The sequence below is a fragment of the Kocuria sediminis genome, from assembly GCF_009735315.1.
In the GTDB taxonomy this organism is placed as follows: Bacteria; Actinomycetota; Actinomycetes; order Actinomycetales; family Micrococcaceae; genus Kocuria; species Kocuria turfanensis.
Genome location: NZ_WOGU01000001.1, coordinates 280817 through 304407 on the forward strand (window position 1 = coordinate 280817; position 23591 = coordinate 304407).

Below are 23591 nucleotides of genomic sequence, written 5' to 3' on the forward strand. Positions count from 1 at the left end.
GTGCTCCGCCTCGCAACGAGAAAGTACTCTACCACTTCACCGCGGCTTGTCCATTTCGCCCGGTGCGCACTGGGGCGCACCAGGCCGCACCGGGTCCGTCGGCCGGCCTGTCCGGCAGTCCCGGTCCGATCGCGTGCCGGTCGAGGACCTGGCCCGGCTCGCCGCGGGCGGCGGCCGCTCCTCAGGCAGCAGGCCGTCGGGCAGGGCCCGCCCCGGACGGGCGGCGAGGACCGTGGCGTGCGCTGTCTCACATCGTGGGACGCGCCGTCCGAAGATTGACACGCCCCGGCGGGCGGCAGAGCATGGAGCCATGCAACTCAGCCACGGTGTCGTCAAGCTCACGGTACGCGTCCTCGTCGGACGCGGGGCCTGAGCCGACGACCGGTCGAGCGCACGGGCCCTGTCGCACCACCCGGTGCAGCGAGGGCCCTTTTTCTTGCCCGGCGCCCTCGGGGACGCGACCGCAGGGATCGGAACAGAACCACCGACACCAGAAGGACAGTGACATGAGCAAGGGACAGCCGATCAGCCCGGCGCTGATGGCCACCAAGCGGGTGGACACCGCCGCCGACCACCGGCCTCCGGGAGCCCGCGAGCACGTCGTCCCGGCAGCTCCGGCCGTCCACGGGCCCGGCAACACCGTGCCGCCCATGCGGATGACCGGCTCCCAGGCCGTCATCCGGTCCTTGGAGGAGCTCGGGGTGACCGACGTGTTCGGCCTGCCCGGCGGCGCCATCCTGCCGACCTACGACCCGCTGATGGACACCGACAAGATCAACCACATCCTGGTCCGGCACGAGCAGGGCGCCGGCCACGCCGCGGAGGGCTACGCCCTGGCCTCCGGCCGGGTGGGCGTGTGCATCGCGACCTCCGGCCCCGGGGCGACGAACCTCGTCACGGCGATCGCGGACGCGCACATGGACTCCATCCCCATGGTCGCCATCACCGGGCAGGTGTCGTCGAAGGTCATCGGCTCCGACGCCTTCCAGGAGGCCGACATCGTGGGGATGACGATGCCGATCACCAAGCACTCCTACCTGGTGACGCAGGCCGAGGACATCCCGCGCGTGCTCGCCGAGGCGTTCCACCTCGCGTCGACCGGCCGGCCCGGTCCGGTGCTCGTGGACATCGCCAAGGACGCCCAGCAGGACACCATGACGTTCTCCTGGCCGCCGCGGATGGACCTTCCCGGCTACCGGCCCGTGACCCGCGGGCACGCCAAGCAGGTGCGGGAGGCCGCCAAGCTCGTCGCGGCCGCCCAGCGCCCCGTGCTCTACGTGGGCGGCGGCACGATGCGCGCCGGCGCGGCGGCCGAGCTCGCCGAGCTGGCGGAGCTGACCGGGGCGCCGGTGGTGACCACGCTGACCGCGCGCGGGGTGTTCCCCGACTCCCACGAGCAGAACCTCGGGATGCCCGGGATGCACGGCACCGTCCCGGCCGTCTACGCCATGCAGCAGGCCGACCTGCTGGTGACGCTGGGGGCGCGCTTCGACGACCGGGTCACCGGCCACCTGGAGACCTTCGCGCCCACGGCCCGGATCATCCACGCCGACATCGACCCCGCCGAGATCTCCAAGAACCGCACCGCCGATGTCCCGATCGTGGGCGACGTGAAGGAGATCATCCCGGACCTGGTCGCCGCCGTGCGCCAGGAGTTCGAGCGCAGCGGCGCGCCGGACCTCTCCGCGTGGTGGACCACGCTGAGCGGCCTGCAGGCCACCTATCCGCTCGGCTACCCGAAGCCCGCCGACGGGCTGGGCTCCCCGCAGCACGTCATCGAGCGGATCTCCGCCCTGACCGGCCCCGAGGCCGTCTACGCGTCGGGCGTGGGCCAGCACCAGATGTGGAGCTCGCACTTCGTGCGCTACGAGCGACCCCGCCAGTGGCTGAACTCGGCCGGTCTGGGCACCATGGGCTTCGCCGTGCCCGCCGCGATGGGCGCGAAGGTCTCCCAGCCGGACCGCGTGGTGTGGGCGATCGACGGCGACGGCTGCTTCCAGATGACCAACCAGGAGCTCGCCACCTGCACGATCAACAACATCCCGATCAAGGTGGCCGTGATCAACAACTCCTCCCTGGGCATGGTGCGCCAGTGGCAGACCCTGTTCTACGACGGCCGGTACTCCAACACCGACCTGAACACCGGCCACGACAGCATCATGGTGCCCGACTTCGTGAAGCTCGCCGAGGCCTACGGGTGCGCCGCCCTGCGCTGCACCCGGGACGAGGACGTGGACGACGTCATCCGCCAGGCCCTCGAGATCAACGACCGCCCCGTGGTGATCGACTTCGTGGTCTCCGCGGACGCGATGGTGTGGCCGATGGTGCCCGCCGGCGTGTCCAACGACCAGATCCAGATCGCCCGCAACATGACCCCCGACTGGGATGAGGAGGACTGACCATGAGCCGACACACCCTCTCCGTGCTGGTCGAGGACAAGCCCGGCGTGCTCACCCGCGTCGCCGGGCTGTTCGCCCGCCGCGCCTTCAACATCGACTCGCTCGCCGTGGGACCCACGGAGCTCGACGGCGTCTCCCGCATCACCGTGGTGGTGGACGCCGAGGGCGAGCTGCTCGAGCAGGTGACGAAGCAGCTGAACAAGCTGATCAACGTCATCAAGATCGTCGAGCTCACCACCGACTCGTCGGTGCAGCGTGACCACATCATGGTCAAGGTGCGCGCCGACGCCGCGACCCGTCTGCAGGTCACCCAAGCCGCAGACCTGTTCCGGGCCACCGTTGTCGACGTCTCCACCGAGTCGCTCGTCATCGAGGCCACCGGCGCCCCGGACAAGCTCCGGGCGCTGCTCGACATCCTGGAGCCGTTCGGCGTCCGGGAGATCGTCCGGGCCGGTACGCTGGCCCTCGGACGTGGTCCCAAGTCGATGAGCGACCGCGCCCTGCGCCACTGACGCCCCCGGGCGGCGGTGCCCCGGGCGCCGGCCCACAGACACCCCAACCACCTCGCGGCGGGCTCCGCCGCGCCCATCCATGCTTCAAGGAGACACCCCCATGGCAGAGATCTTCTACGACGACGACGCCGACCTGTCGATCATCCAGGACCGCTCCGTCGCCGTCATCGGCTACGGCTCCCAGGGCCACGCCCACGCGCTGAACCTGCGCGATTCCGGCGTGGACGTCCGGATCGGCCTCGCCGAGGGCTCGAAGTCCCGCGCGAAGGCCGAGGCCGAGGGGCTGCGCGTCCTCACCGTCGCGGACGCCGTCGAGGAAGCCGACGTCATCATGATCCTCACCCCGGACCAGGTCCAGCGCCACGTCTACGCCGAGTCGATCGCCCCGAACCTGAAGGACGGCGACGCCCTGTTCTTCGCCCACGGCTTCAACATCCGCTACGGCTACATCGAGGCCCCCGAGGGCGTCGACGTCGTGATGGTCGCCCCCAAGGGCCCCGGCCACACCGTGCGCCGCGAGTTCGAGGCCGGCCGCGCCGTCCCCGCCCTCGTGGCCGTCGAGAAGGACGCCTCCGGCACGGCCCTCGAGCTGGGCCTGTCCTACGCCAAGGCCATCGGCGGCACCCGCGCCGGCGTCATCAAGACCACCTTCACCGAGGAGACCGAGTCCGACCTCTTCGGCGAGCAGGCCGTGCTGTGCGGCGGCATGTCCCACCTCGTCCAGTACGGGTTCGAGACCCTCACCGAGGCCGGCTACCAGCCGGAGATCGCCTACTTCGAGGTCCTCCACGAGCTCAAGCTCATCGTGGACCTCATGGTGGAGGGCGGCATCGCCAAGCAGCGCTGGTCGATCTCCGACACCGCCGAGTACGGCGACTACGTCTCCGGCCCCCGCGTGATCAACCCCGCGGTCAAGGAGAACATGAAGGCCGTGCTCGCCGACATCCAGGACGGGACCTTCGCCAAGCGCTTCATCGAGGACCAGGACCAGGGCGGCCCCGAGTTCAAGAAGCTGCGCGAGAAGGAGGAGTCCCACCCGATCGAGGTCACCGGCCGCGAGCTGCGCAAGCTCTTCGCCTGGACCTCCCCGGACGCCGACTACGTGGAGGGCACCGCGGCCCGCTGATCCGCGCCAGCCCGTGAGGGGCCGCGGCCGTCCGGAGCGCTCGACGCATTCCGGGCGGACGCGGCCCCTCCCGTCTGCCCGGCGCCCGGGGCGGCTAGCCTGGACGCACTGGCGGGGCCTGTCGATCCCGGGGGTGGTGCGCATGGCGGTGGCCGGCGGGCACGCACCTGCGCCCCGCGGCGGGACGCGCGCCTGGACGGCCCGCCACCCGCTGCTCGCCTTCTTCCTCCTGGCCTACGCCTGGTCCTGGGCCTGCTGGGCGCCGCTGCTGGCCGGCGCCGGCGGCACGCTCGTGCTCGGCGGCTTCGGCCCGTTCCTGGCGGCGGCGGCGGTCACCTGGCTGGCGGGGGAGCCGCTGCGGCCCTGGGCCCGGGCGATCGTGCGGTGGCGGGTCCCCGCCCGCTGGTGGGCCTGGGCGCTGGGGCTGCCCGCGCTGCTGTACGCCGTCGTCAACCTGGTGCTCGGGGCGCTGGGCCGGGAGATCGACTGGTCCCTGGCCCTCGGCCGGGCGCCCGCCTACCTGGCGACCTTCGCCTTCGTGGCGGTGCTCGGGGGCGGCCTCGAGGAGCCGGGCTGGCGCGGGTTCGCGCTGCCTCGCCTGCAGCAGCGGCTGGGACCGCTGCGCGCCACGGCGCTGCTGGGCCTGCTGTGGGGAGTCTGGCACGTGCCGCTCTACGGCCCCCTGGGCTTCGTGGTGCCCCTCGTCCTGGCCGTCTTCTACACGCCGCTGCGCAACCGCACCGGCAGCGTCCTGCTGTGCGTGCTGCTGCACGCGAGCTTCACCCCCGCCCAGGACCACCTCGTCCTGCTGGCCGCGGAGCCGGTGCACACCGGGCTGCTGGACGTGGTGGACCTCGTGGTGCTCGGCACCTACGCGGGGGCCGCGCTGCTGGTCGTCGTCCTCACCCGGGGGCGCCTGGGCGCTCCGCGCCCCCGGTGACGGCCGCTCGGCCCTGCCGCTCAGCCCTGCCGCACCGGCGGGACGCCCTCCGAGGGCTGGACGATGACGAAGCCGGGGCCGGAGAAGGCCAGCTGGAAGGACTCGCCGGAGCCGCCGCGCAGCAGGGAGCCCATGGACAGGTCGTTCTGGATCCCCGGGACCAGGCCGGCGGACCAGGCCACGGCCGCCTGCGGGTCCACGTAGGTGGGCTGGCTCGCGCAGTCCAGGATCATGGGCGCCCCGTCGGAGCACAGGGCGAGCACCCCGTGGCCGGAGAGCTCCAGGTTGAACAGCCCGCCCGCCATCAGCCCGGCCCCGCCCACGCGCCGGATGTCCCAGGAGAGGGTGTCGTCGAAGGCCAGCAGCGAGGAGCTGCTGACGGTCATGCCCTCGCCCTCCAGCAGCACGGTGAACACGTTGCGCGCCTGCCGGGCGAAGAACACCTCGCCCTCGCCCGAGACGCGCATCATGGGCGCGTCCTCGCTGGTCAGCACCTTCTTCATGAGCTTGCCGAACGAGCCGGAGCCCTCGTGCCGGAAGCCCATCCGCCCCTGGTAGGCGATCATGGCCCCCTTCGTGGCGACGACGTCCGGGCCCAGGCCCACCCGCAGCATCCGCGGGGACTGCAGGGTCCAGCGCTCCTGGCTCTGGCGTTCGAAGTGGTCCTGGGCGAAGAGCTCGCTGCGCACGGTGGCCTCCTGTGGGATCGGTGCTCGCTGTCCCGCCCATCGTGGCACCCGCGGGCGGGCGCCGCAGCCTCCGCGCGGTCGGTAGAGTGGAAACCGTGACTTCCTCCGACCGCACCCCGTACTACATCACCACGGCCATCGCGTACCCCAACGGCACCCCGCACATCGGACACGCCTACGAGGTGATCGCGACCGACGTCATGGCCCGGTTCAAGCGGCTGGACGGCTTCGACGTCCGCTTCCTGACCGGCACCGACGAGCACGGGCAGAAGATGCAGCAGACCGCGGAGAAGGAGGGGCTGACGGCCCGGGAGCTCGCGGACCGCAACGCGGCCCGCTTCCGGGAGATGGACGACGCGCTGAACATCTCCTACGACCGCTTCATCCGCACCACGGACCCCGACCACTACGCGGCCTCCGCGGCCATCTGGCGGCGCATGGAGGAGGCCGGGGACATCTACCTCGGCAAGTACGCCGGCTGGTACTCGGTGCGCGACGAGGCGTTCTACGCCGAGGACGAGACCGAGCTGCGCGAGGACGGGCTGCGCTACTCGCTCGGCACCGGCACGGAGGTCACCTGGACCGAGGAGGAGTCCTACTTCTTCCGGCTCTCCGCCTACCAGGACCGGCTCCTGGCCCTCTACGAGCAGCAGGGCTTCGTGTTCCCCGAGACCCGCCGCAACGAGGTCGCCTCCTTCGTGCGCTCGGGCCTGGAGGACCTCTCGATCTCCCGCACCACCTTCGACTGGGGCGTGCCCGTGCCCGGCGACCCGGACCACGTGATGTACGTGTGGGTGGACGCGCTGACCAACTACCTCACCGGGGTCGGCTTCCCGGACACCGACTCGGAGCTGTTCCGGCGCTACTGGCCGGCCGACGCGCACGTGATCGGCAAGGACATCGCCCGCTTCCACGCGGTCTACTGGCCGGCGTTCCTCATGTCCGCCGGGCTGCCCCTGCCCGGCCGGGTCTTCGCCCACGGGTTCCTGTTCAACCAGGGCGAGAAGATGTCCAAGTCCGTGGGCAACGTCATCGACCCGCACGCCCTGGTCGCCGAGTACGGGCTGGACCAGCTGCGCTTCTTCCTGCTGCGCGAGGTGCCCTTCGGCCAGGACGGCAGCTACTCGCACGACGCGATCCGCAACCGCATCAACTCCGACCTCGCCAACGACCTCGGCAACCTCGCCCAGCGCTCGCTGTCGATGGTCGCGAAGAACTGCGAGGGCCGGGTCCCGGTCCCGGGGGAGCTCACCGCCGAGGACCGGGCGATGCTCGACGCCGCGGCCGGGCTCTACGATCCGGTGCGCGCGGAGTTCGACGAGCAGCAGTTCCACCGGGCCCTGGAGCTCGTCTGGCGGGTGGTCGCCGAGACCAACCGCTACTTCACGGCGCAGGAGCCGTGGAAGCTGCGCAAGACCGATCCCGAGCGGATGGCCACGGTGCTGTGGGTGACCCTCGAGGTCGTGCGGACGGTGGGGCTGCTCGTGCAGCCGGTGATGCCGGAGGCGGCCGGCCGGCTGCTCGACGTGCTCGGCCAGGCCGAGGGCGACGCCCGGCTCTTCACCGCCCTGGGGACGCCGCTGGTCCCCGGCACCCCGCTGCCCGCCCCGGCGCCGGTGTTCCCCCGCTACGAGGAGCCCGCGGCCCTGCAGGCCTGACCCGGCGGACCGTCCGGAATGTGAGACGTCCGTCCGGGACGTGGATGCCCGCGCCCCGGCGCTCCTATGGTGAGGGCATGAGCGAGCCGACTCCCGCAGCAGCCCCCGCCCACCTGAAGATCGCCGTCGTGCCCGGCGACGGCATCGGCCCGGAGGTGGTGGCCGAGGCGGAGCGGGTCCTCGACGCCGTGACCGCCGCCGCCGGCGTGCGCGTGGAGAAGCGGCGGTTCGGCCTCGGCGCCCAGCACTGGCTGGCGACGGGGGAGACCCTCACCGATCAGACGCTGGAGGAGCTGCGCGCCCACGACGCCATCCTCTTCGGCGCGGTGGGCGCCGCCCCGGGCGACCGCCGGGTGCCCTCCGGGACCCTCGAGCGGGACGTGCTGCTGCGGATGCGCTTCGCCCTGGACCACTACGTGAACCTGCGCCCCTCCCGGCTCTACCCGGGCACCACCAGTCCGCTCGCCCGGCCCGGGGACATCGACTTCGTGGTGGTGCGCGAGGGCACCGAGGGCCCCTACACCGGCAACGGCGGGGTGCTGCGCCCCGGCACGGACGCCGAGATCGCCACGGAGGTCTCGCTCAACACCGCCCACGGCGTGCGCCGGCTGGTGCGCTACGCCTTCGAGCTGGCCGCCCGGCGCGAGCGCCGGAAGCTCACCCTGGTGCACAAGCACAACGTCCTGGTCCATGCGGGGCGGCTCTACTCCCGGCTGGTCGAGGAGATCGGCGCCGAGTTCCCGGAGGTCGCGGTCGACTACCTGCACGTGGACGCCGCGACCATCTTCCTCACCACCGACCCGGCGCGCTTCGACGTGATCGTCACCGACAACCTCTTCGGCGACATCCTCACCGACCTCGCGGGCGCGGTCACCGGTGGCATCGGCCTCGCCCCGGCGGGCAACATCAACGCGGACCGCACCGCGCCGTCGATGTTCGAGCCCGTGCACGGCTCCGCGCCGGACATCGCCGGCCGGCAGCTGGCGAACCCGGTCGCGGCGATCCTGGCGACCGCCATGATGCTCGAGCACCTCGGCCTCCCGGAGCAGGCCGCCCGGATCGAGGCCGCCGTGCAGCAGGACCTCGCCGAGCACGGCACCGAGGCCCGCAGCACCGCCCAGGTGGGCGACGGCGTGCTCGCCGCGCTGGCCTGAGCCGCTCCCGCCCGCGTGCTCCGGGGATAGGCTGGGGGCACGAACCATTCGCCCGCCCCGCGTGCCGGTCGCCACGGGGTCGACCCCGCAGGGAGACGCAGTGACCACTCAGCCCACCACCTTCGCCCACCACCTGACCCAGGACCCGGTCCCGGAGGAGGTGCGCACGGCCATCCTCGCCGACCCGGGCTTCGGCACGAACTTCTCGGACCACATGGTGAAGATCGACTGGTTCGGCGACGTCGTCGCGGGCACGGGGCGCTGGAGCGACCCGCGGATCGAGCCGTACGGGCCGCTGGTGCTCGACCCCGCCGCCGCGGTGCTCCACTACGGCCAGGAGATCTTCGAGGGGCTGAAGGCCTACCGGCACGCGGACGGCTCCGTGTGGACGTTCCGGCCCGAGGCCAACGCGGCCCGGCTCAACCGCTCGGCCCGCCGGCTCGCGCTGCCGGAGCTGCCCGAGGAGATGTTCCTGGACTCCCTGCGGGAGCTCGTCTCCGTGGACGAGCAGTGGGTGCCGGACGGGGAGGGCGAGTCCCTGTACCTGCGCCCGTTCATGATCGCCACCGAGGCGTTCCTGGGCGTGCGCCCGTCCCGGCAGGTGCTGTACTCGGTGATCGCCTCCCCGGCCGGCAACTACTTCGGCGGACCCGTGAAGCCGGTGGACATCTGGCTCTCCCGCGACTACGCCCGCGCCGGGCGCGGCGGCACCGGGGCGGCCAAGTGCGGCGGCAACTACGCGGCCTCGCTGGTCGCCCAGATCGAGGGCGAGGCCCACGGCTGCCAGCAGGTGATGTTCCTGGACCGCGACCGCGGGGACGCCGTCGAGGAGCTGGGCGGGATGAACGTGTTCTTCGTCCTCGGGGAGGACACCCTGGTCACCCCCGAGCTCACCGGCACGATCCTGGAGGGCGTGACCCGCACGTCGATCATCCAGCTCGCGCGCGACCGCGGGATGACCGTCGAGGAGCGCCCCTTCACCCTCGAGGAGTGGCGCGAGGGCTGGCGGTCGGGCACGGTCACCGAGGCCTTCGCCTGCGGGACCGCGGCCGTGATCACGCCGATCGGCCGGCTCCTCTCCGCGGAGGGGGCCATCGGCGACGAGGGTGCCCGCCCCGGGGCCGTCACCATGGACATCCGCAAACAGCTGCTGGACATCCAGACCGGCCGGGCGGAGGATCCCCACGGCTGGCTCACCCGCCTGGTCTGAGACCCGCCGCGGCCCCCTCGGCGACCGGCCGAGGGGGCCGCGCGCTGCCCTGCGGGCCGTGGGATAGCCTGGGGCCATGCGAATTGCCAGGTTCACCGTCGACAACGAGATCCACTTCGGCGCGGTGCAGGGCGCGCCCGGCGCGGAGACGGTCACCGTCCTCGCGGGGGACCCGTTCTACACCGGGATCCACCCCACGGAGCAGCGCCACCAGCTCGCCGACGTCCGCCTCCTGGCCCCGGTGATCCCGCGCTCCAAGATCGTGTGCGTCGGGCGCAACTACGCCGACCACGCCGCGGAGCTGGGCAACGAGCTGCCCACCTCGCCGATGCTGTTCTTCAAGCCCAACACCTCCGTGGCCGGCCCCGGCGACCCGGTGACCCTGCCCCCGTGGACCGAGGAGGTCTCCTACGAGGCGGAGCTCGCCGTGGTGATCGGGCGGATGTGCAAGGACGTGCCCGTGGAGCGCGTGCCCGAGGTGGTCTTCGGCTACACCGCCGCCAACGACCTCACCGGCCGCGACGTGCAGCGCACGGACAACCAGTGGGCCCGCGCCAAGGGCTTCGACGGCGCCTGCCCGCTGGGACCCTGGATCGAGACCGACCTCGACACCTCCGCGCTGGCCGTGCGCAGCCGCGTCAACGGGCAGACCAAGCAGGACGGCAGCACTCGGGACATGGTCTTCGACGTCCCGTTCCTCGTCTCCTACGTCTCCCAGGCGTTCACCCTCCTGCCCGGCGACGTGATCCTCACGGGCACGCCCGCCGGCGTCGGCATCGTCGACGAGGGCGACCGCATCGAGGTCGACGTCGAGGGCATCGGGGTCCTGCCCACCGTCCTGCGCCGCTGACGCCCGCGGCCGCACACCCCACGCACCCACCCACGCACCGACCCGCCCACGCACCCACCGACGTCCCGAAAGAGCCATGACCGAAAAGCCCGCCGCCCCGGCCACCGCCTCCGCCTCCTCGCCCGTACGGGTGCGCTTCTGCCCGTCCCCGACCGGCACCCCGCACGTGGGGCTGATCCGCACCGCGCTGTTCAACTGGGCCCACGCCCGCCACACCGGCGGGACGATGGTGTTCCGCGTCGAGGACACCGACACCCAGCGGGACTCCGAGGAGAGCTACCAGCAGCTGCTCGAGGCCCTGGCCTGGCTCGGCATCGACTGGGACGAGGGCGTGGAGACCGGTGGCCCGCACGCCCCCTACCGGCAGTCCCAGCGCCTGGACATCTACCGTGACGTCGCCGCGAAGCTGCTGGCGCACGGGGCCGTCTACGAGGCCTACTCGACCCCGGAGGAGGTCGAGGCCCGCCACCGCGCCGCCGGCCGCGACCCCAAGCTCGGCTACGACAACTACGACCGCGACCTCACCGAGGAGCAGGTCGCGGCCTACCGGGCCGAGGGCCGCGAACCGGTGCTGCGGCTGCGGATGCCGGACGAGGACATCGTGGTCCACGACATGATCCGCGGCGAGATCGTGTTCCGGGCCGGGTCCATCCCGGACTACGTGGTGGTGCGCGCCAACGGGCAGCCGCTGTACACCCTCACCAACCCCGTGGACGACGCCCTGATGCAGATCACCCACGTGCTGCGCGGGGAGGACCTGCTCTCCTCGACGCCGCGCCAGATCGCCCTGTTCCGCGTGCTCGTGGAGATCGGTGTCGCCCCGTACGTGCCCGAGTACGGCCACCTGCCCTACGTCATGGGGGAGGGCAACAAGAAGCTCTCCAAGCGTGACCCCGAGTCCAGCCTGTTCCACCTCAGGGACAGCGGCTTCGTCCCCGAGGGCCTGCTCAACTACCTGGCCCTGCTCGGCTGGTCCCTGTCCGCGGACGAGGACGTGTTCACCGTGGAGCAGCTGGTGGCCCACTTCGACGTCCACGACGTCCTGGCGAACCCGGCCCGCTTCGACCTCAAGAAGGCCACCGCCATCAACGGCACGCACGTGCGCCTGCTCGAGCCCGCCGACTTCCGCGACCGTCTCGTCCCCTACCTGCAGGCCGCGGGCGTGCTGGGGGAGACCCTCACCGAGCGCGAGGCCGCCGTCCTCGACCAGGCCGCCCCGCTGGTGCAGGAGCGGATGAACCTGCTCGGGGAGGCCCCCGAGCTGCTGTCCTTCCTGTTCGCCGCCGACGACGAGATCGAGCTCGCCGACGACGCCCGCAAGCAGCTCAAGGACTCCGCCGGCGACGTCCTGCGGGCCGCCCTCGAGGCGCTGGAGCCCCTCGGGGACTGGCGCGCCCCGGCCCTGGAGACCGCCCTGCGCGAGGCGATCGTCGACGGGCTGGGCATCAAGCCCCGCCTCGCGTTCGGCCCCGTCCGCACCGCCGTGTCCGGGCGGCGGATCTCCCCGCCGCTGTTCGAGTCCCTGGAGATCCTCGGCAGGGACTCCTCCCTCGCCCGGATCCGCGCGCTCGCCGAGCAGCTGGGCTGAGCCCCGGACCACGACGACGCCGGCCCGGCCCACCGCACGCGGTGGGCCGGGCCGGCGTCGTCGTCCAGGCCGGGCCGCGCGCGGAAGGGCCCGGCGGCGTAGCCTGGACCCAGGGGGCGATGGCCATGGACCGGACCGACGAAGAGATCACCCGGATGCGCACGGGCCGTCCGCAGCACCGCAACCCGGTGCAGCGGGACACCGTCACCTGGTTGCGCACCGGTGCCGAGACGGGCGGCGAGCACGCCCTGCTCCACGTCGAGGTGGAGCCCGGCGGTGAGGTGCTCGCCCACTACCACCGCCGGATCGGGATGCGCCTGCGGGTCCTCGAGGGGACCCTGCGGGTCCAGGTGGGGCACGTGGTGCGGGACCTCGGGCCCGGCCGCGAGGTCGAGGTCCCGGAGGAGCACCTGTTCCGGTGGAAGAACCCGGCCTCCGCGCCCGCCCGGTTCGTCGTCGAGCTGCGCCCGGCCCCGGCCTGCTTCGAGAAGGGCCTGGTCGCCCTGTACGGGCTCGCCCGTGACGGGCGCACCCGCCGCGACGGCAGACCGAGGAGCCTGCTCCGCACGGCGCTGCTGATGCAGTGGACCGACATCAGCCTGCCGGGGGTCTACCGGTGGCTGGGGCCCGTGCTGCGGGGGCTCGCCGCGGTGGCCTGCCGGCGGGGGATCGACCGGGAGCTCGAGGAGCGCTACTGCCGGTGACCCGGATTTGCCGCCCCGGCCGAAGGCCGGTATAGTTCTTTTGCGTTGCGCCGGTCGGTGCGGGAAACCGCAGGGACCGGGGACGACAGTGGGATATGGTGTAATTGGCAACACTACGGTTTCTGGTACCGTCATTCTAGGTTCGAGTCCTGGTATCCCAGCGCTGATCGCTCGATCAGTAGGGCCCCATCGTATAGCGGCCTAGTACGCCGCCCTCTCACGGCGGTAACGCGGGTTCGAATCCCGCTGGGGTCACATCGAGAAGAACCCCCGGACTGCACGGTCCGGGGGTTCTTCCGTGTCCGGACCCGGACAGGGCGGCGCCGCGCGGTTCCGCGCCGACGTGTCCGGAGACCTCCCCGGAACCTGGTACAGTGTACGAGTCCGGCAGCGGGAATCCGCCGACCGGATGGCCGCGGCCCCATCGTATAGCGGCCTAGTACGCCGCCCTCTCACGGCGGTAACGCGGGTTCGAATCCCGCTGGGGTCACCAGCAGAAGCCCCCCGGACCGGACGGTCCGGGGGGCTTCTCCGTCTCCGGGGGACGTGCCCGGCCGGCCGTCCGGCACTTCGACCACTAAGCACGCTGACAGTCCGGGCTCCGACTGCTACCGTGGCAGGACATCGCAGGACCGGCGCCGGCTCTCCGGCGCCCACCGCCGAAGGAGCAGACGTGAACGACATCCCTCAGCACGACGACCTCCCGCTGCCCGACTACGACCACCTGCCCGTGGGGGTGCTCGGGTCGAAGATCACGGGTCTCGACGAGTCCGGCCTGCAGCAGCTGCTCGCCTACGAGCGCGCGCACGGGGACCGGCTGCCCGTCGTCCAGGTCCTCGAGCGCCGGCTCGAGGCGCTGCGCCAGGGCGCCGAGCCCAGCGGACCGGTGCCCACCGAGGCCCCCGAGGTCTCCTCGTCCAGCCAGGGGTCCCCGGTCTCGCCGGAGACCTCCGGCCCGCCGATCAACCCGCCGTCCCAGGGCACGCCGTTCAACCCCGCCCAGCCGCGCTGACCGTTCCCCCGCCGCACCGGTCGCGGGCCCGAGCCACGCCTGTCGTGGCCACGGACGTGCGCGGTGACGCCGCGGGTCCGCGCGCCCGGGCCCGTCGGTCCGTGCCGTCCGCGCTGATCCTCGGCACGAGGGCCCCGGCCGGGCTCTCGTGCGCCACCGGGGGGCGAGGACCCGCCGGGCCGGTGGCGGCCCGGCGGGTCCTCACGCTCAGGCCAGGGAGGCGTCCAGGGTGATGTCCACGGACAGGGCCTGGGAGACGGGGCAGTTGGCCTTGGCCTCGTCGGCCAGGCGCGCGAAGTCCTCGGCCGAGAGGTTCTCGACCTCCGCCCGCACGGTGAGCACGATGCCCGTGATGCCCTCACCCGCGACGAAGGTGACCTCCGCGCCGGTGTCCAGACGGGTGGGCGGGGTGTCGTTCTGCGCCAGTCCGTTGGACAGGGCCATGGCGAAGCAGGTGGCGTGGGCGGAGGCGATGAGCTCCTCGGGGCTCGTCCGCGGCCCCGCGCCCTCCTCCGCGCGGGCCTTCCAGTCCACGTCGAACGGGCCCAGGCCCGAGCCGGACAGGCGGGTGCTCCCCGAGCCGCTGAAGAGATCGCCGTTCCAGACGGTGCTGGCCTTGCTGACGACGGGTTTCGGCATGGTTCCTCCTGAGGTCCACGGCACGCGGGCGATCCGCCTGCCGGCGCCGGACGGCGCTGCTGTCACGGTAACGGATGGGGCGGGCGTGTGACCGCCCGGTGACACCGGTTCCGCGCCCGGCGTGACGCCCGGCGGCGCGCGGACCGGTGGCGGGAGCGTCCGCCGCTAGCCGAGAGGCGTGCGCGGCGGCCCGGGGTCGCGGGGCTTCGCCCGGTCCGCGACGGCGCGGGCGGTGGCGTGCGCGGCGCCGGCCACGACCCGTTCCAGGGGACCCCGGCCGAGGGCGTGCCGCCAGGCCAGGGCCACGAGGGCGGAGACCACGAGGCAGGCGAGGAACCACAGCAGGGGGCTGCTGTAGTGGACCTCGGTGGAGAGCAGGACCAGCTGCGCGGCGTACAGGGTGAGGGCCATGGCGCCCATGGCGGTCAGCGGCAGCAGCCACGTGGCGAACTGCCGCTCCAGGAGCAGGAAGGCGGCGAGCACCGCCAGGCTCACCCCCAGGCTCCACGCGACGGAGAGCGGCGTGTTGACGTGCGGGGCGGCGATCACCTGCCACCACAGGGTGTTCGTGGGCAGTTCGCCCTCGGCCCCGAAGACGATGATGTGCTCGAGGTCCTCCCGGGTCAGGGACTCGATGCTGTACAGGAGCACGTTGTAGCCGTCCGCGGCGTAGAGGAGCAGCCAGGAGAGCAGCTTCGAGAGCGCCGCGAGGCCGAGCCCGGCCGCCAAGAGCCGGAGCTGGACGTGCAGGTTCTTGAGGTTGAGCCGGCCGACGCCCAGACCCGCCAGCAGATAGGCCAGGTAGGTCACCGCCGGGTACGCGCCCGTGACGAGCAGCTGCCAGAAGACCGCCACGGGCTCCGTGAACAGGCTCGCGAACGTCGGGTTCGCGTCCGTGTGCTCCGGCACCCGGTCCACGAGCCAGTGGATGAGCAACGGCCCCAGCACCAGGAACGCGCCCGAGCACGCCAGCAACGTCCGTGTCCGCAGGCCCAGGAACGGCAGGGCGAGCAGGAAGAAGGCGCCGTAGTACACGAGGATGCCGACGGCCGGAGGGTCCGGGGGCATCAGGTACCCGATCGTCAGGCCGACCAGCATGATGAGCAGGGCCCGCACGGCCGTCCCGGCCCGCACGGCCGTGAGGTCCCTGCCCCGGCGAGGGCGGCGGCCGCCGGAGGCGAAGGCGAGTCCCACGCCCGCGAGCAGGGCGAACAACGCGGCGGAGTCCCCGGCGAAGAGCAGCCACGACAGCGTCGGCCTGTCGTTGTCCGGATAGGCGTCCGGCAGGAAGTGGACAGCGGTCATCCCCACGAGCGCCAGGCCGCGGGCCGCGTCGACGGCGGCCACCCGTCCGGCCGAACGGCGGGGGTCGAGCCCGCCGGTGGTCTCCGTGGCCCGGTCCCGCGTGGAGTGGTCGTTCATGCGTCCCGCCGTTCTGTCTCTCGTCCCCCGGTGCGGCAGCGCTCAGGATCGTGCGTGCACTGCCGCCAATCTTTGCACCCCCCGGTCGTGGACGCGGCAACGTTGCGCTCGGCGACCCGGCGCCGGTCCGGCTCCGGTGGCCGGGTCCGTCAGGAGGCCGCGCTCAGCGCGGGCCCGGGCAGCGGCACGGAGAGCTCGCCAGCGCGGCGCTGCAGGATCCCGTGCCGGAGCCGGCGGCGCGCGGCCAGGGCGGTGGCCGCGGCGCCGGAGGGCATCTGCTCCGGGGCGAGGATCTCCACGGCGTCGCCGAGGCCCGGATCCTGCTCCACCGCCTCGCGGAGCAGGTCCAGGGCGTGCGGCTCGAGATCGCGCACGCAGCTGAGGTCCAGGCGCACGGTCGCCGTGGGGAGCATCGTGCGGGCCCGCCGCAGCACGGGGTGCAGTCCCTGCTGGTTGACCGCGGTCACGGCTCCGGTCACGTCGACGCGGACGTGCCGGCCGTCGAGGTCCACCTCGACGAGGACGGAGATCTTGCGCTGCACGGGGTTCACTCCTTCACGGGACGACCGGGCGTGCACCCCGGGCAACTGGTCAGCCTGCTGTCCATCAGGGCGCCCCCGAATGCTAAGTCGACTGTCGGTCGCGGTGCAAGCCCGGACGCCTCCGGGGACCGGTCGCGGCGCCGCGGCAATGCTGAAGAAATGACGAAGATCCCCGCGGACGGGCCCGCTCCGGAGGCGCCGGCGACCCGCCCGGGAGGACACTGGTGGCATGGGAACTGCTGTCGAGGACGCCGCCCGCCCGGCCGGACGGGTGCTGGTGGTGGACGACGAGAAGGCGCTCGCGGGCATGGTCGCGTCCTACCTGGTCCGGGCCGGCTACGACGTCACCCAGGCGCACAGCGGTCCGGCCGCTCTGGAGGCGGCGAGCGCCGGCGCGCCCGACGTCGTGGTCCTGGACCTGGGGCTGCCCGGGCTGGACGGGGTCGAGGTGTGCCGGCGGATCCGCGCCTCCTCGGAGTGCTACGTGCTGATGCTGACCGCCCGCGGGAGCGAGGAGGACCGGCTCGCCGGCCTCGCCACGGGCGCCGACGACTACATCACCAAGCCGTTCAGCGTCCGGGAGCTCGTCGCCCGGGTGCAGGCGGTCATGCGGCGTCCGCGCACCGTCGCCCCGCCGGCCGGCGCCGTCGGGCCGCGCGTGTTCGGGGACCTGGAGGTCGACGTCCCGGGCCGGCAGGTGCGGGTGGCCGGGGAGCGGGTGTCCCTGACGCGCACCGAGTTCGACCTGCTGGCGGCCCTCGCCCAGCGGCCCCGGGAGGCGATGTCCCGCCGCCGGCTCATCGACGTGGTGTGGGACCCGGCCTGGGTGGGGGACGAGCACCTCGTGGACGTGCACATCGGCCACCTGCGGCGCAAGATCGGGGACGACCCGGCCGCGCCCCGCTACGTGGAGACCGTCCGCGGGATCGGCTACCGGATGGTGGCACGGTGACGGCCCGGCGGGAGCGGGGGCTGGCGGCGCGCTTCCTGCTCGCCCAGCTGCTGGTGGTGGCGGCGAGCGTGCTCGCCGCGGCGGTCGTGGCCTCCCTCGCGGGGCCGCCCCTGTTCCACGAGCACCTGGTGCGCGCCGGGGCCGACCCGGACCCGGTCCAGCTGATGCACGTCGAGCGCGCCTACCGGGACGCCGGCCTGTGGACGCTCGGCGTGGCCCTGGTCACGGCGCCGGCCTGTGCGCTGGCCGTGAGCGCCTCCCTGGCCCGCCGGCTGCGCGCCCCGCTCGCCGCCCTCACCCGGGCCGCGCAGGACCTGGCCCGGGGCCGCTGGGGCGCCCGGGTCCCGGCCATGGGCGCCGGCAGCGAGGTCGACGCCCTGGCGGCCGCCTTCAACGCGATGGCCGCCGAGCTGGAGGCCACCGAGGGCGTCCGGCGGCGGATGCTCTCCGACCTCGCGCACGAGATGCGCACCCCCCTGTCCGTGCTCGGCGTCTACCTCGAGGGGCTCGAGGACGGCGTCACCGAGTTCGACGCGAGCACCGGCGCCGTCCTGGCCGAGCAGCTCTCCCGGCTCACGCGGCTGGTGGAGGACATCGACGTCGTCTCCCGCGCCGAGGAGGGTCGCATGGTCCTGGCGCGCTCGCCGGTGGCCGTGGCGCAGCTGCTGGGCGCGGCCGCCGACGCGGCCCGGGAGGCCTTCGCCGCCAAGGGGGTGGCGCTGCGGGTCGAGGACGGCGCGGCCGGTGCGGTCCTGCCCGTGGATCCGCAGCGGATGGGGCAGGTGCTGGGCAACCTGCTCTCCAACGCCCTGCGCCACACCCCGCCCGGCGGGGAGGTGGTCCTGGGGGCGGCCCGGGTCGGCGGCACGGCCGTGGTGCTGCGGGTCGCCGACACGGGGGAGGGCATCGCGGCGGAGCATCTGCCGCACGTCTTCGAGCGCTTCTACCGCGGGGACACCGCCCGGGACCGGGAGCACGGCGGGTCCGGCATCGGGCTCACCATCTCCAGGGCCCTCGTGGAGGCCCACGGCGGTGCGCTGGACGCGGCCTCGGCCGGCCCCGGGCGGGGTGCGGAGTTCCGGGTGGTGCTGCCCGTCCGGTGCCCGGCGCCCTCCCGGCACCCGCTGCCGGCGGACGGGCCCGACCCCTTGCATCATACCCCTGGGGGGTATAATCTCGGGGGCACGGACGGACTCCGGCCGGCACGCACGGCAGTCGCACCGGAGCCGCCGCCCACGTCCCGCAGCCGCGGAAGGAGCTCATCATGAACGCCCCCGACCCCCACCCGGACCCGCACCCGGGCGGCCGCGGACACCACCCCGGCGGCACCGCCACGCACGGGCAGGCCATGCCGCACGGTCCCGCCCACTCGGCCGTGGACGAGGAGCACACGGTCCACACCCACGGGCAGCACGCAGGGCACTCCACGGCGATGTTCAAGAACAGGTTCTGGGTGTCGCTGGTGCTGGCGATCCCGGTGGTGGTCTTCGCCCCGATGTTCGCCCACCTGCTGGGCTACCACCTTCCCGAGTTCCCCGGCTCGGCCTGGATTCCCCCGGTACTGGGCACCGTCGTCTACCTCTGGGGCGGGGCGCCGTTCCTGCGCGGCGGACTCACCGAGCTGCGCTCGAGGCAGCCGGGGATGATGCTGCTGATCGCCATGGCCATCTCGGTCGCGTTCGTCGCCTCGTGGGTCACCACGCTGGGCATCGGCGGATTCGAGCTGGACTTCTGGTGGGAGCTGGTCCTGCTGGTGGTGATCATGCTGCTGGGCCACTGGATGGAGATGCGCGCCCTGGGCGCGGCCTCCTCCGCGCTGGACGCCCTGGCGGCGCTGCTGCCCGACGAGGCCGAGAAGGTCCTCGACGGGGACACCGTCACCGTGGCCGTGGCGGAGCTGACCGTGGGTGACGTCGTGCTGGTCCGCCCCGGGGCCCGGGTGCCGGCCGACGGGGTGGTCACCGCCGGCACGGCGGAGTTCGACGAGTCGATGATCACCGGGGAGTCCAAGGCCGTCTCCCGGGGCGTGGGCGAGACGGTGGTGGCCGGGACCGTGGCCACCGACAACACCGTGCGGGTGCAGGTGGAGGCCGTCGGGGCCGACACCGCCCTGGCCGGGATCCAGCGGATGGTCGCCGCCGCCCAGGAGTCCTCCTCCCGCGCCCAGGCCCTGGCCGACCGGGCGGCCGCGCTGCTGTTCTGGTTCGCCCTGGTCGCCGGCATCATCACCGCGATCGTCTGGACGTTCCTGGGATCCCCCGACGACGCGGTGATCCGCACCGTCACCGTGCTGGTCATCGCCTGCCCCCACGCCCTGGGCCTGGCGATCCCGCTGGTCATCGCCATCTCCACGGAGCGTGCGGCGAAGGCCGGGGTGCTGATCAAGGACCGGATGGCCCTGGAGCGGATGCGCACCATCGACGTGGTGCTGTTCGACAAGACCGGCACCCTCACCGAGGGCGCCCACGCCGTCACCGGTGCCGCCCCCGCCCCCGGCACCTCCGAGGGCGAGCTCCTGGCCCTGGCCGCCGCGGCCGAGGCCGACAGTGAGCACCCGGTGGGCCGGGCCATCGTCACCGCCGCCGCGCAGGACGCCGAGGCACGGCGGCTCGGCCTGCGCGGCACCGAGTTCCGGGCGGCCACCGGCCGCGGGGTGAGCGCCACCGTCGAGGGCTCCGAGGTCATGGTGGGCGGGCCCAACCTGCTGCGCGAGCTCCGCCTCGAGACCCCCGCCGCCCTGGGGCCGGCCGTCCGCGAGTGGACCTCCCGCGGGGCCGGGGTGCTCCACGTCCTGCGCGACGGGCAGGTCATCGGCGCCCTGGCCCTGGAGGACCGGATCCGCCCCGAGTCCCGCGCGGCGGTGGCCGCCCTGCAGGACCGCGGGGTGAAGGTCGCCATGATCACCGGCGACGCCCGCCAGGTCGCCGACGCCGTGGGCGCCGACCTGGGCATCGACGAGGTCTTCGCCGAGGTCCTCCCGCAGGACAAGGACAGCAAGGTCGTCGAGCTGCAGGAGCGCGGCATGACCGTGGCGATGGTCGGCGACGGCGTCAACGACGCCCCGGCCCTGGCCCGCGCCGAGGTCGGCATCGCCATCGGGGCCGGCACCGACGTGGCCATGGAGTCCGCCGGGGTGGTCCTGGCCGGCAACGACCCCCGCTCGGTGCTGTCCATGATCGACCTCTCCCGCGCCAGCTACACCAAGATGATCCAGAACCTGGTGTGGGCGGCCGGCTACAACGTCGTCGCCGTTCCCCTGGCCGCCGGCGTGCTCGCCCCCGTCGGGATCGTGCTGTCCCCGGCCGTCGGCGCCGTGCTGATGTCGGTGTCCACCATCGTCGTGGCCCTCAACGCGCAGCTGCTGCGCCGGCTCGACCTGTCCCCGCAGCACCTGGCCGCCACCGGCGCCGAGGCCGGCCGCGCCGACGCGCGGACCCTCGCCGTCCCCACCCGCTGACCGACCACCCCACCGACACCGAACGAAGGACAGACACCATGACCCGCACCCCCATCCTTTCCGCCCTCGCGCTCGCCGCCGTGCTCGCGCTCGCCGGCTGCGGGAACGGCCAGGAGACGGAGGCGCCGGCCACCGGCGGCGCGAGTCCCGCCGCGGACGCCACGCCGACCGGGACCACCTCCACCGGGACCACCCCGCCCGGGAGCACGTCGACAGGGACCGCGCCGGCCTCCGGCGCCGCCGCGGAGATCACGGGCGAGCACAACGACGCGGACGTCATGTTCGCGCAGATGATGATCCCCCACCACGAGCAGGCGGTGCAGATGAGCGAGATCCTCCTGAGCAAGGACGGTGTCCCGCAGGACGTCCGGGACCTCGCCGAGCGGGTCAGGCAGACGCAGGGGCCCGAGATCGAGCAGATGCAGGCGATGCTGACGGCCTGGGACGCTCCCGCGGCCCCGGACGAGTCGGCCACCGCCCACGGCGGCCACGGCTCCGGCATGGTCGACGAGCAGGGCATGAACCGGCTGCGCGAGGCCGAGGGGCCCGAGGCCGCCGAGCTGTACCTGGAGCAGATGGTCCGGCACCACGAGGGCGCCACCGAGATGGCCCGGGACGAGGTGGAGCAGGGGTCCAATCCGGAGGCCGTCGCGCTCGCCGGGGAGATCGTCGAGGCCCAGGAAGCGGAGATCGAGGAGATGAGGACGATGCAGGAGGAGCTGAGTCAGCCATGATGTGGGGCGACGGCATGGGGTGGGGCATGGGCTGGATGTGGATCTTCTGGCTCCTGCTGATCGTGGGCACGGTGGTCCTGGTGTTCGTGCTCGTGAAGCTGCTGACCGGTGGTGCGGGCGGCGGGACCCGGCAGGACGGTCCCGCCCCGCCGGCCGGCCCGCGGCCACGCCGGTCCCTGGAGATCCTCGAGGAGCGCTACGCGCGCGGGGAGATCAGCACCGAGGAGTACCGCGAACGGCTGCGCGCCCTGGAGGAGGGCGACCGGTGAGCCCGCTGACCCGCCGGCAGCTGCTGGCCCTGGGGGCCGTCGGCGCGGGCGCCGCCGCCGTCGGCGGGGCCGGCCTGTGGTGGAGCGGCGGCGGCGATGTCCTCGGCAGCGGCCGCGGACTGGTCCAGCCCGAGGTGCTGACCGCCGCGGACGGCCTGCTCGAGCTGGACCTCGCCGCCGCCCCGGCCACGGTCCGCGTTGGGGCGCGCACCGCGCACGTCCAGGCCTTCAACGGGTCCCTGCCCGGGCCCACCCTGCGGGTCCGCCCCGGGGACACGATCCGGGTGGCGATGGCCAACCGGCTGGAGGCCCCGACCAACCTGCACGTGCACGGGCTGCACGTCTCCCCGGAGGGCCACGGCGACAACCCCTTCGTGAGCATCGCCCCCGGGGAGTCCTTCGACTACGAGTTCGCCCTGCCCGAGGACCATCCGCCGGGGACCTACTGGTACCACCCGCACCACCACGGCCACGTGGCCGACCAGCTGGCGGCCGGCCTCTACGGGGTGATCGTCGTGGAGGACCCCGACCCCGTCCCGGTGACGCGCGAGCGCGTCCTGGTCGTCTCCGACATCACCCTGGACGCCTCCGGGAACCTCGCCGAGGTCTCCCCGCCGGAGCGGATGATGGGCCGGGAGGGCGAGACCGTCCTCGTCAACGGCCAGGTCCGTCCCGAGGCCGCCGCCGCTCCCGGGGAGCGGGAGCTGTGGCGGGTCGTCAACGCCTGCCCGGCCCGATACCTGCGGCTGCAGCTGGACGGCCAGACCCTGCGGCTGCTCGGCCGCCTGCCCGCACCGCGGGAGGTCACCGAGGTGACGCTGGCCCCGGGCAACCGGGCGGAGCTGCTGGTGGACACCCGCGCAGGCACCTCCCGGCTGCTCGCCGCCCCGGTGGACCGCGGCGGCATGGACGGCATGATGGGCGGGCGGGTGCCCGGGGACGGCCCGGGCAACGACGAGCCGATCGAGCTGCTCACCCTCGAGGTCGCCGGGGACCCGGCCCGGGACCCGGGCCCCGTGCCCGCCGGACCCGTCCCGCGGGACCTGCGCGGGGAGCCCGTGGCGGCCCGGCGGACCCTGGACTTCGCCATGGGCGCGGCCATGGGCATGGGCGGCGGGATGATGGACGAGGGAATGATGGGCGAGGGAATGATGGGCGACGGGGTGACGGGCGGCACGCGCGGGCCCGGCTCGATGATGTCCTTCACGATCAACGGGGAGCGCTTCGACGAGGAGCGCACCGATCAGCGGGTCGCGGCAGGGACCGTGGAGGAGTGGACGCTGACCAACTCCAGCCCCATGGATCACCCGCTGCACCTGCACGTGTGGCCCATGCAGGTCGTGCAGGATCAGGACCGCGACGTCGGCACCCCGCTCTGGCTGGACGTGGTCAACATCCCGGCCTCCGGGGTGGTGGTGGTCCGGGTGGCGTTCGACGACTTCACCGGCCGCACCGTCTACCACTGCCACATCCTCGACCACGAGGACCTCGGCATGATGGGCACCCTCGAGGTCCGCTGAGACCCGTGCGCGTCGCCCCGGCCCGCGTGCCCCGGCGACGCGCACGGACACCGGCCGGCACCGCCCGACGAGGCGGCCGGCGCGGAGCGGGGTGGAACGGTACGCGGCCGGAGGCGGCCGACGGCGCCCGCGCCCGCCGGGACCCGGGTGCTACGCTCCGATGAGCTCGACGACACCCCGCGACGGGCCCCGGCGCACCCGCGCCCGGCCTGCC

21 protein-coding genes and 3 tRNA genes are annotated in these 23591 nt (G+C 73.5%); 20 read left to right on the forward strand and 4 right to left on the reverse strand.

Annotated features, from left to right (window positions below; genetic code table 11):
- The first annotated feature begins 506 nt into the window (after positions 1-506).
- The 4 genes from GMA12_RS01300 (at position 507) to GMA12_RS01315 (ending at position 4977) form a co-directional block, all read left to right on the forward strand.
- Entirely contained in the window at positions 507-2399 is a 1893-nt protein-coding gene (locus GMA12_RS01300; protein ID WP_156266408.1) for an acetolactate synthase large subunit, read from the forward strand.
- A 2-nt stretch (positions 2400-2401) separates the two neighbouring features.
- Complete coding sequence (gene ilvN / locus GMA12_RS01305) at positions 2402-2911, forward strand: acetolactate synthase small subunit (RefSeq protein WP_062734729.1); 510 nt, start codon at positions 2402-2404, stop codon at positions 2909-2911.
- A 100-nt stretch (positions 2912-3011) separates the two neighbouring features.
- On the forward strand, positions 3012-4037 hold the full coding sequence (gene ilvC, locus GMA12_RS01310; protein ID WP_156266410.1) for a ketol-acid reductoisomerase: 1026 nt from the start codon (positions 3012-3014) through the stop codon (positions 4035-4037).
- Between the two features lie 142 nt (positions 4038-4179).
- Positions 4180-4977, forward strand: a complete 798-nt coding sequence (locus GMA12_RS01315; RefSeq protein ID WP_156266412.1) for a CPBP family intramembrane glutamic endopeptidase — start codon at positions 4180-4182, stop codon at positions 4975-4977.
- A gap of 20 nt (positions 4978-4997) precedes the next feature.
- On the opposite strand, the gene GMA12_RS01320 is transcribed toward GMA12_RS01315, so the two are convergent.
- Positions 4998-5666, reverse strand: coding sequence for an AIM24 family protein (locus GMA12_RS01320; RefSeq protein ID WP_162459321.1), 669 nt, complete (start codon positions 5664-5666; stop codon positions 4998-5000).
- Positions 5667-5761: 95 nt separating this feature from the next.
- Between GMA12_RS01320 and metG the strand changes: the two genes are divergently transcribed.
- The 10 genes from metG to GMA12_RS01370 all read left to right on the forward strand — a co-directional run bounded on the left by metG (position 5762) and on the right by GMA12_RS01370 (position 13842).
- A complete protein-coding gene (gene metG / locus GMA12_RS01325) occupies positions 5762-7324 on the forward strand; it encodes a methionine--tRNA ligase (RefSeq protein ID WP_162459322.1) in 1563 nt (520 codons plus the stop codon).
- 77 nt (positions 7325-7401) lie between these two features.
- Positions 7402-8478: a 3-isopropylmalate dehydrogenase gene (locus GMA12_RS01330; protein ID WP_156266414.1), complete on the forward strand. Its 1077-nt coding sequence runs from the start codon at positions 7402-7404 to the stop codon at positions 8476-8478.
- 100 nt (positions 8479-8578) lie between these two features.
- Positions 8579-9688 (forward strand): branched-chain amino acid aminotransferase, encoded by a 1110-nt coding sequence (locus GMA12_RS01335; RefSeq protein ID WP_162459323.1) that lies wholly within the window; start codon positions 8579-8581, stop codon positions 9686-9688.
- Positions 9689-9764: 76 nt separating this feature from the next.
- Positions 9765-10538, forward strand: coding sequence for a fumarylacetoacetate hydrolase family protein (locus tag GMA12_RS01340; RefSeq protein ID WP_156266416.1), 774 nt, complete (start codon positions 9765-9767; stop codon positions 10536-10538).
- A gap of 76 nt (positions 10539-10614) precedes the next feature.
- On the forward strand, positions 10615-12126 hold the full coding sequence (gene gltX, locus GMA12_RS01345; RefSeq protein WP_156266418.1) for a glutamate--tRNA ligase: 1512 nt from the start codon (positions 10615-10617) through the stop codon (positions 12124-12126).
- A 125-nt stretch (positions 12127-12251) separates the two neighbouring features.
- Positions 12252-12830: a cupin domain-containing protein gene (locus GMA12_RS01350; RefSeq protein WP_162459324.1), complete on the forward strand. Its 579-nt coding sequence runs from the start codon at positions 12252-12254 to the stop codon at positions 12828-12830.
- Positions 12831-12919: 89 nt separating this feature from the next.
- A tRNA-Gln gene (locus GMA12_RS01355) sits at positions 12920-12991 on the forward strand.
- A gap of 21 nt (positions 12992-13012) precedes the next feature.
- Positions 13013-13085 (forward strand) — tRNA-Glu (locus GMA12_RS01360).
- 162 nt (positions 13086-13247) lie between these two features.
- Positions 13248-13323, forward strand: a tRNA-Glu gene (locus tag GMA12_RS01365).
- A 180-nt stretch (positions 13324-13503) separates the two neighbouring features.
- Complete coding sequence (locus GMA12_RS01370; RefSeq protein ID WP_162459325.1) at positions 13504-13842, forward strand: DUF8129 domain-containing protein; 339 nt, start codon at positions 13504-13506, stop codon at positions 13840-13842.
- A gap of 207 nt (positions 13843-14049) precedes the next feature.
- On the opposite strand, the gene GMA12_RS01375 is transcribed toward GMA12_RS01370, so the two are convergent.
- The 3 genes from GMA12_RS01375 to GMA12_RS01385 all read right to left on the reverse strand — a co-directional run bounded on the left by GMA12_RS01375 (position 14050) and on the right by GMA12_RS01385 (position 16445).
- Positions 14050-14481, reverse strand: a complete 432-nt coding sequence (locus tag GMA12_RS01375) for an OsmC family peroxiredoxin (protein WP_156266422.1) — start codon at positions 14479-14481, stop codon at positions 14050-14052.
- Between the two features lie 165 nt (positions 14482-14646).
- Positions 14647-15903 (reverse strand): heparan-alpha-glucosaminide N-acetyltransferase domain-containing protein, encoded by a 1257-nt coding sequence (locus GMA12_RS01380; protein WP_156266424.1) that lies wholly within the window; start codon positions 15901-15903, stop codon positions 14647-14649.
- Between the two features lie 149 nt (positions 15904-16052).
- Positions 16053-16445 carry a hypothetical protein gene (locus GMA12_RS01385; protein ID WP_156266426.1) on the reverse strand — a complete coding sequence of 131 codons (393 nt, stop codon included), beginning with the start codon at positions 16443-16445 and terminating at the stop codon, positions 16053-16055.
- 229 nt (positions 16446-16674) lie between these two features.
- On the opposite strand from GMA12_RS01385, the gene GMA12_RS01390 reads away from it, so the two are divergent.
- From GMA12_RS01390 to GMA12_RS01415, 6 genes are read left to right on the forward strand one after another with little or no spacing between them, the layout of a single operon-like run.
- Positions 16675-17397: a response regulator gene (locus GMA12_RS01390; protein ID WP_156266428.1), complete on the forward strand. Its 723-nt coding sequence runs from the start codon at positions 16675-16677 to the stop codon at positions 17395-17397.
- Positions 17394-18665, forward strand: a complete 1272-nt coding sequence (locus GMA12_RS01395) for a sensor histidine kinase (protein WP_162459326.1) — start codon at positions 17394-17396, stop codon at positions 18663-18665. The genes GMA12_RS01390 and GMA12_RS01395 overlap by 4 nt, the downstream gene beginning before the upstream one ends.
- Positions 18662-20854 carry a heavy metal translocating P-type ATPase gene (locus GMA12_RS01400; RefSeq protein ID WP_156266430.1) on the forward strand — a complete coding sequence of 731 codons (2193 nt, stop codon included), beginning with the start codon at positions 18662-18664 and terminating at the stop codon, positions 20852-20854. Before GMA12_RS01395 ends, GMA12_RS01400 begins: the two co-directional genes overlap by 4 nt.
- A 38-nt stretch (positions 20855-20892) precedes the next feature.
- Positions 20893-21588 (forward strand): DUF305 domain-containing protein, encoded by a 696-nt coding sequence (locus GMA12_RS01405; protein ID WP_156266432.1) that lies wholly within the window; start codon positions 20893-20895, stop codon positions 21586-21588.
- The gene (locus GMA12_RS01410) at positions 21585-21857 is read left to right on the forward strand and encodes an SHOCT domain-containing protein (protein WP_156266434.1); all 273 of its coding nucleotides are present in this window, start codon (positions 21585-21587) and stop codon (positions 21855-21857) included. The genes GMA12_RS01405 and GMA12_RS01410 overlap by 4 nt, the downstream gene beginning before the upstream one ends.
- Complete coding sequence (locus tag GMA12_RS01415) at positions 21854-23377, forward strand: multicopper oxidase family protein (protein ID WP_162459327.1); 1524 nt, start codon at positions 21854-21856, stop codon at positions 23375-23377. The genes GMA12_RS01410 and GMA12_RS01415 overlap by 4 nt, the downstream gene beginning before the upstream one ends.
- The last annotated feature ends 214 nt before the right edge of the window (positions 23378-23591 follow it).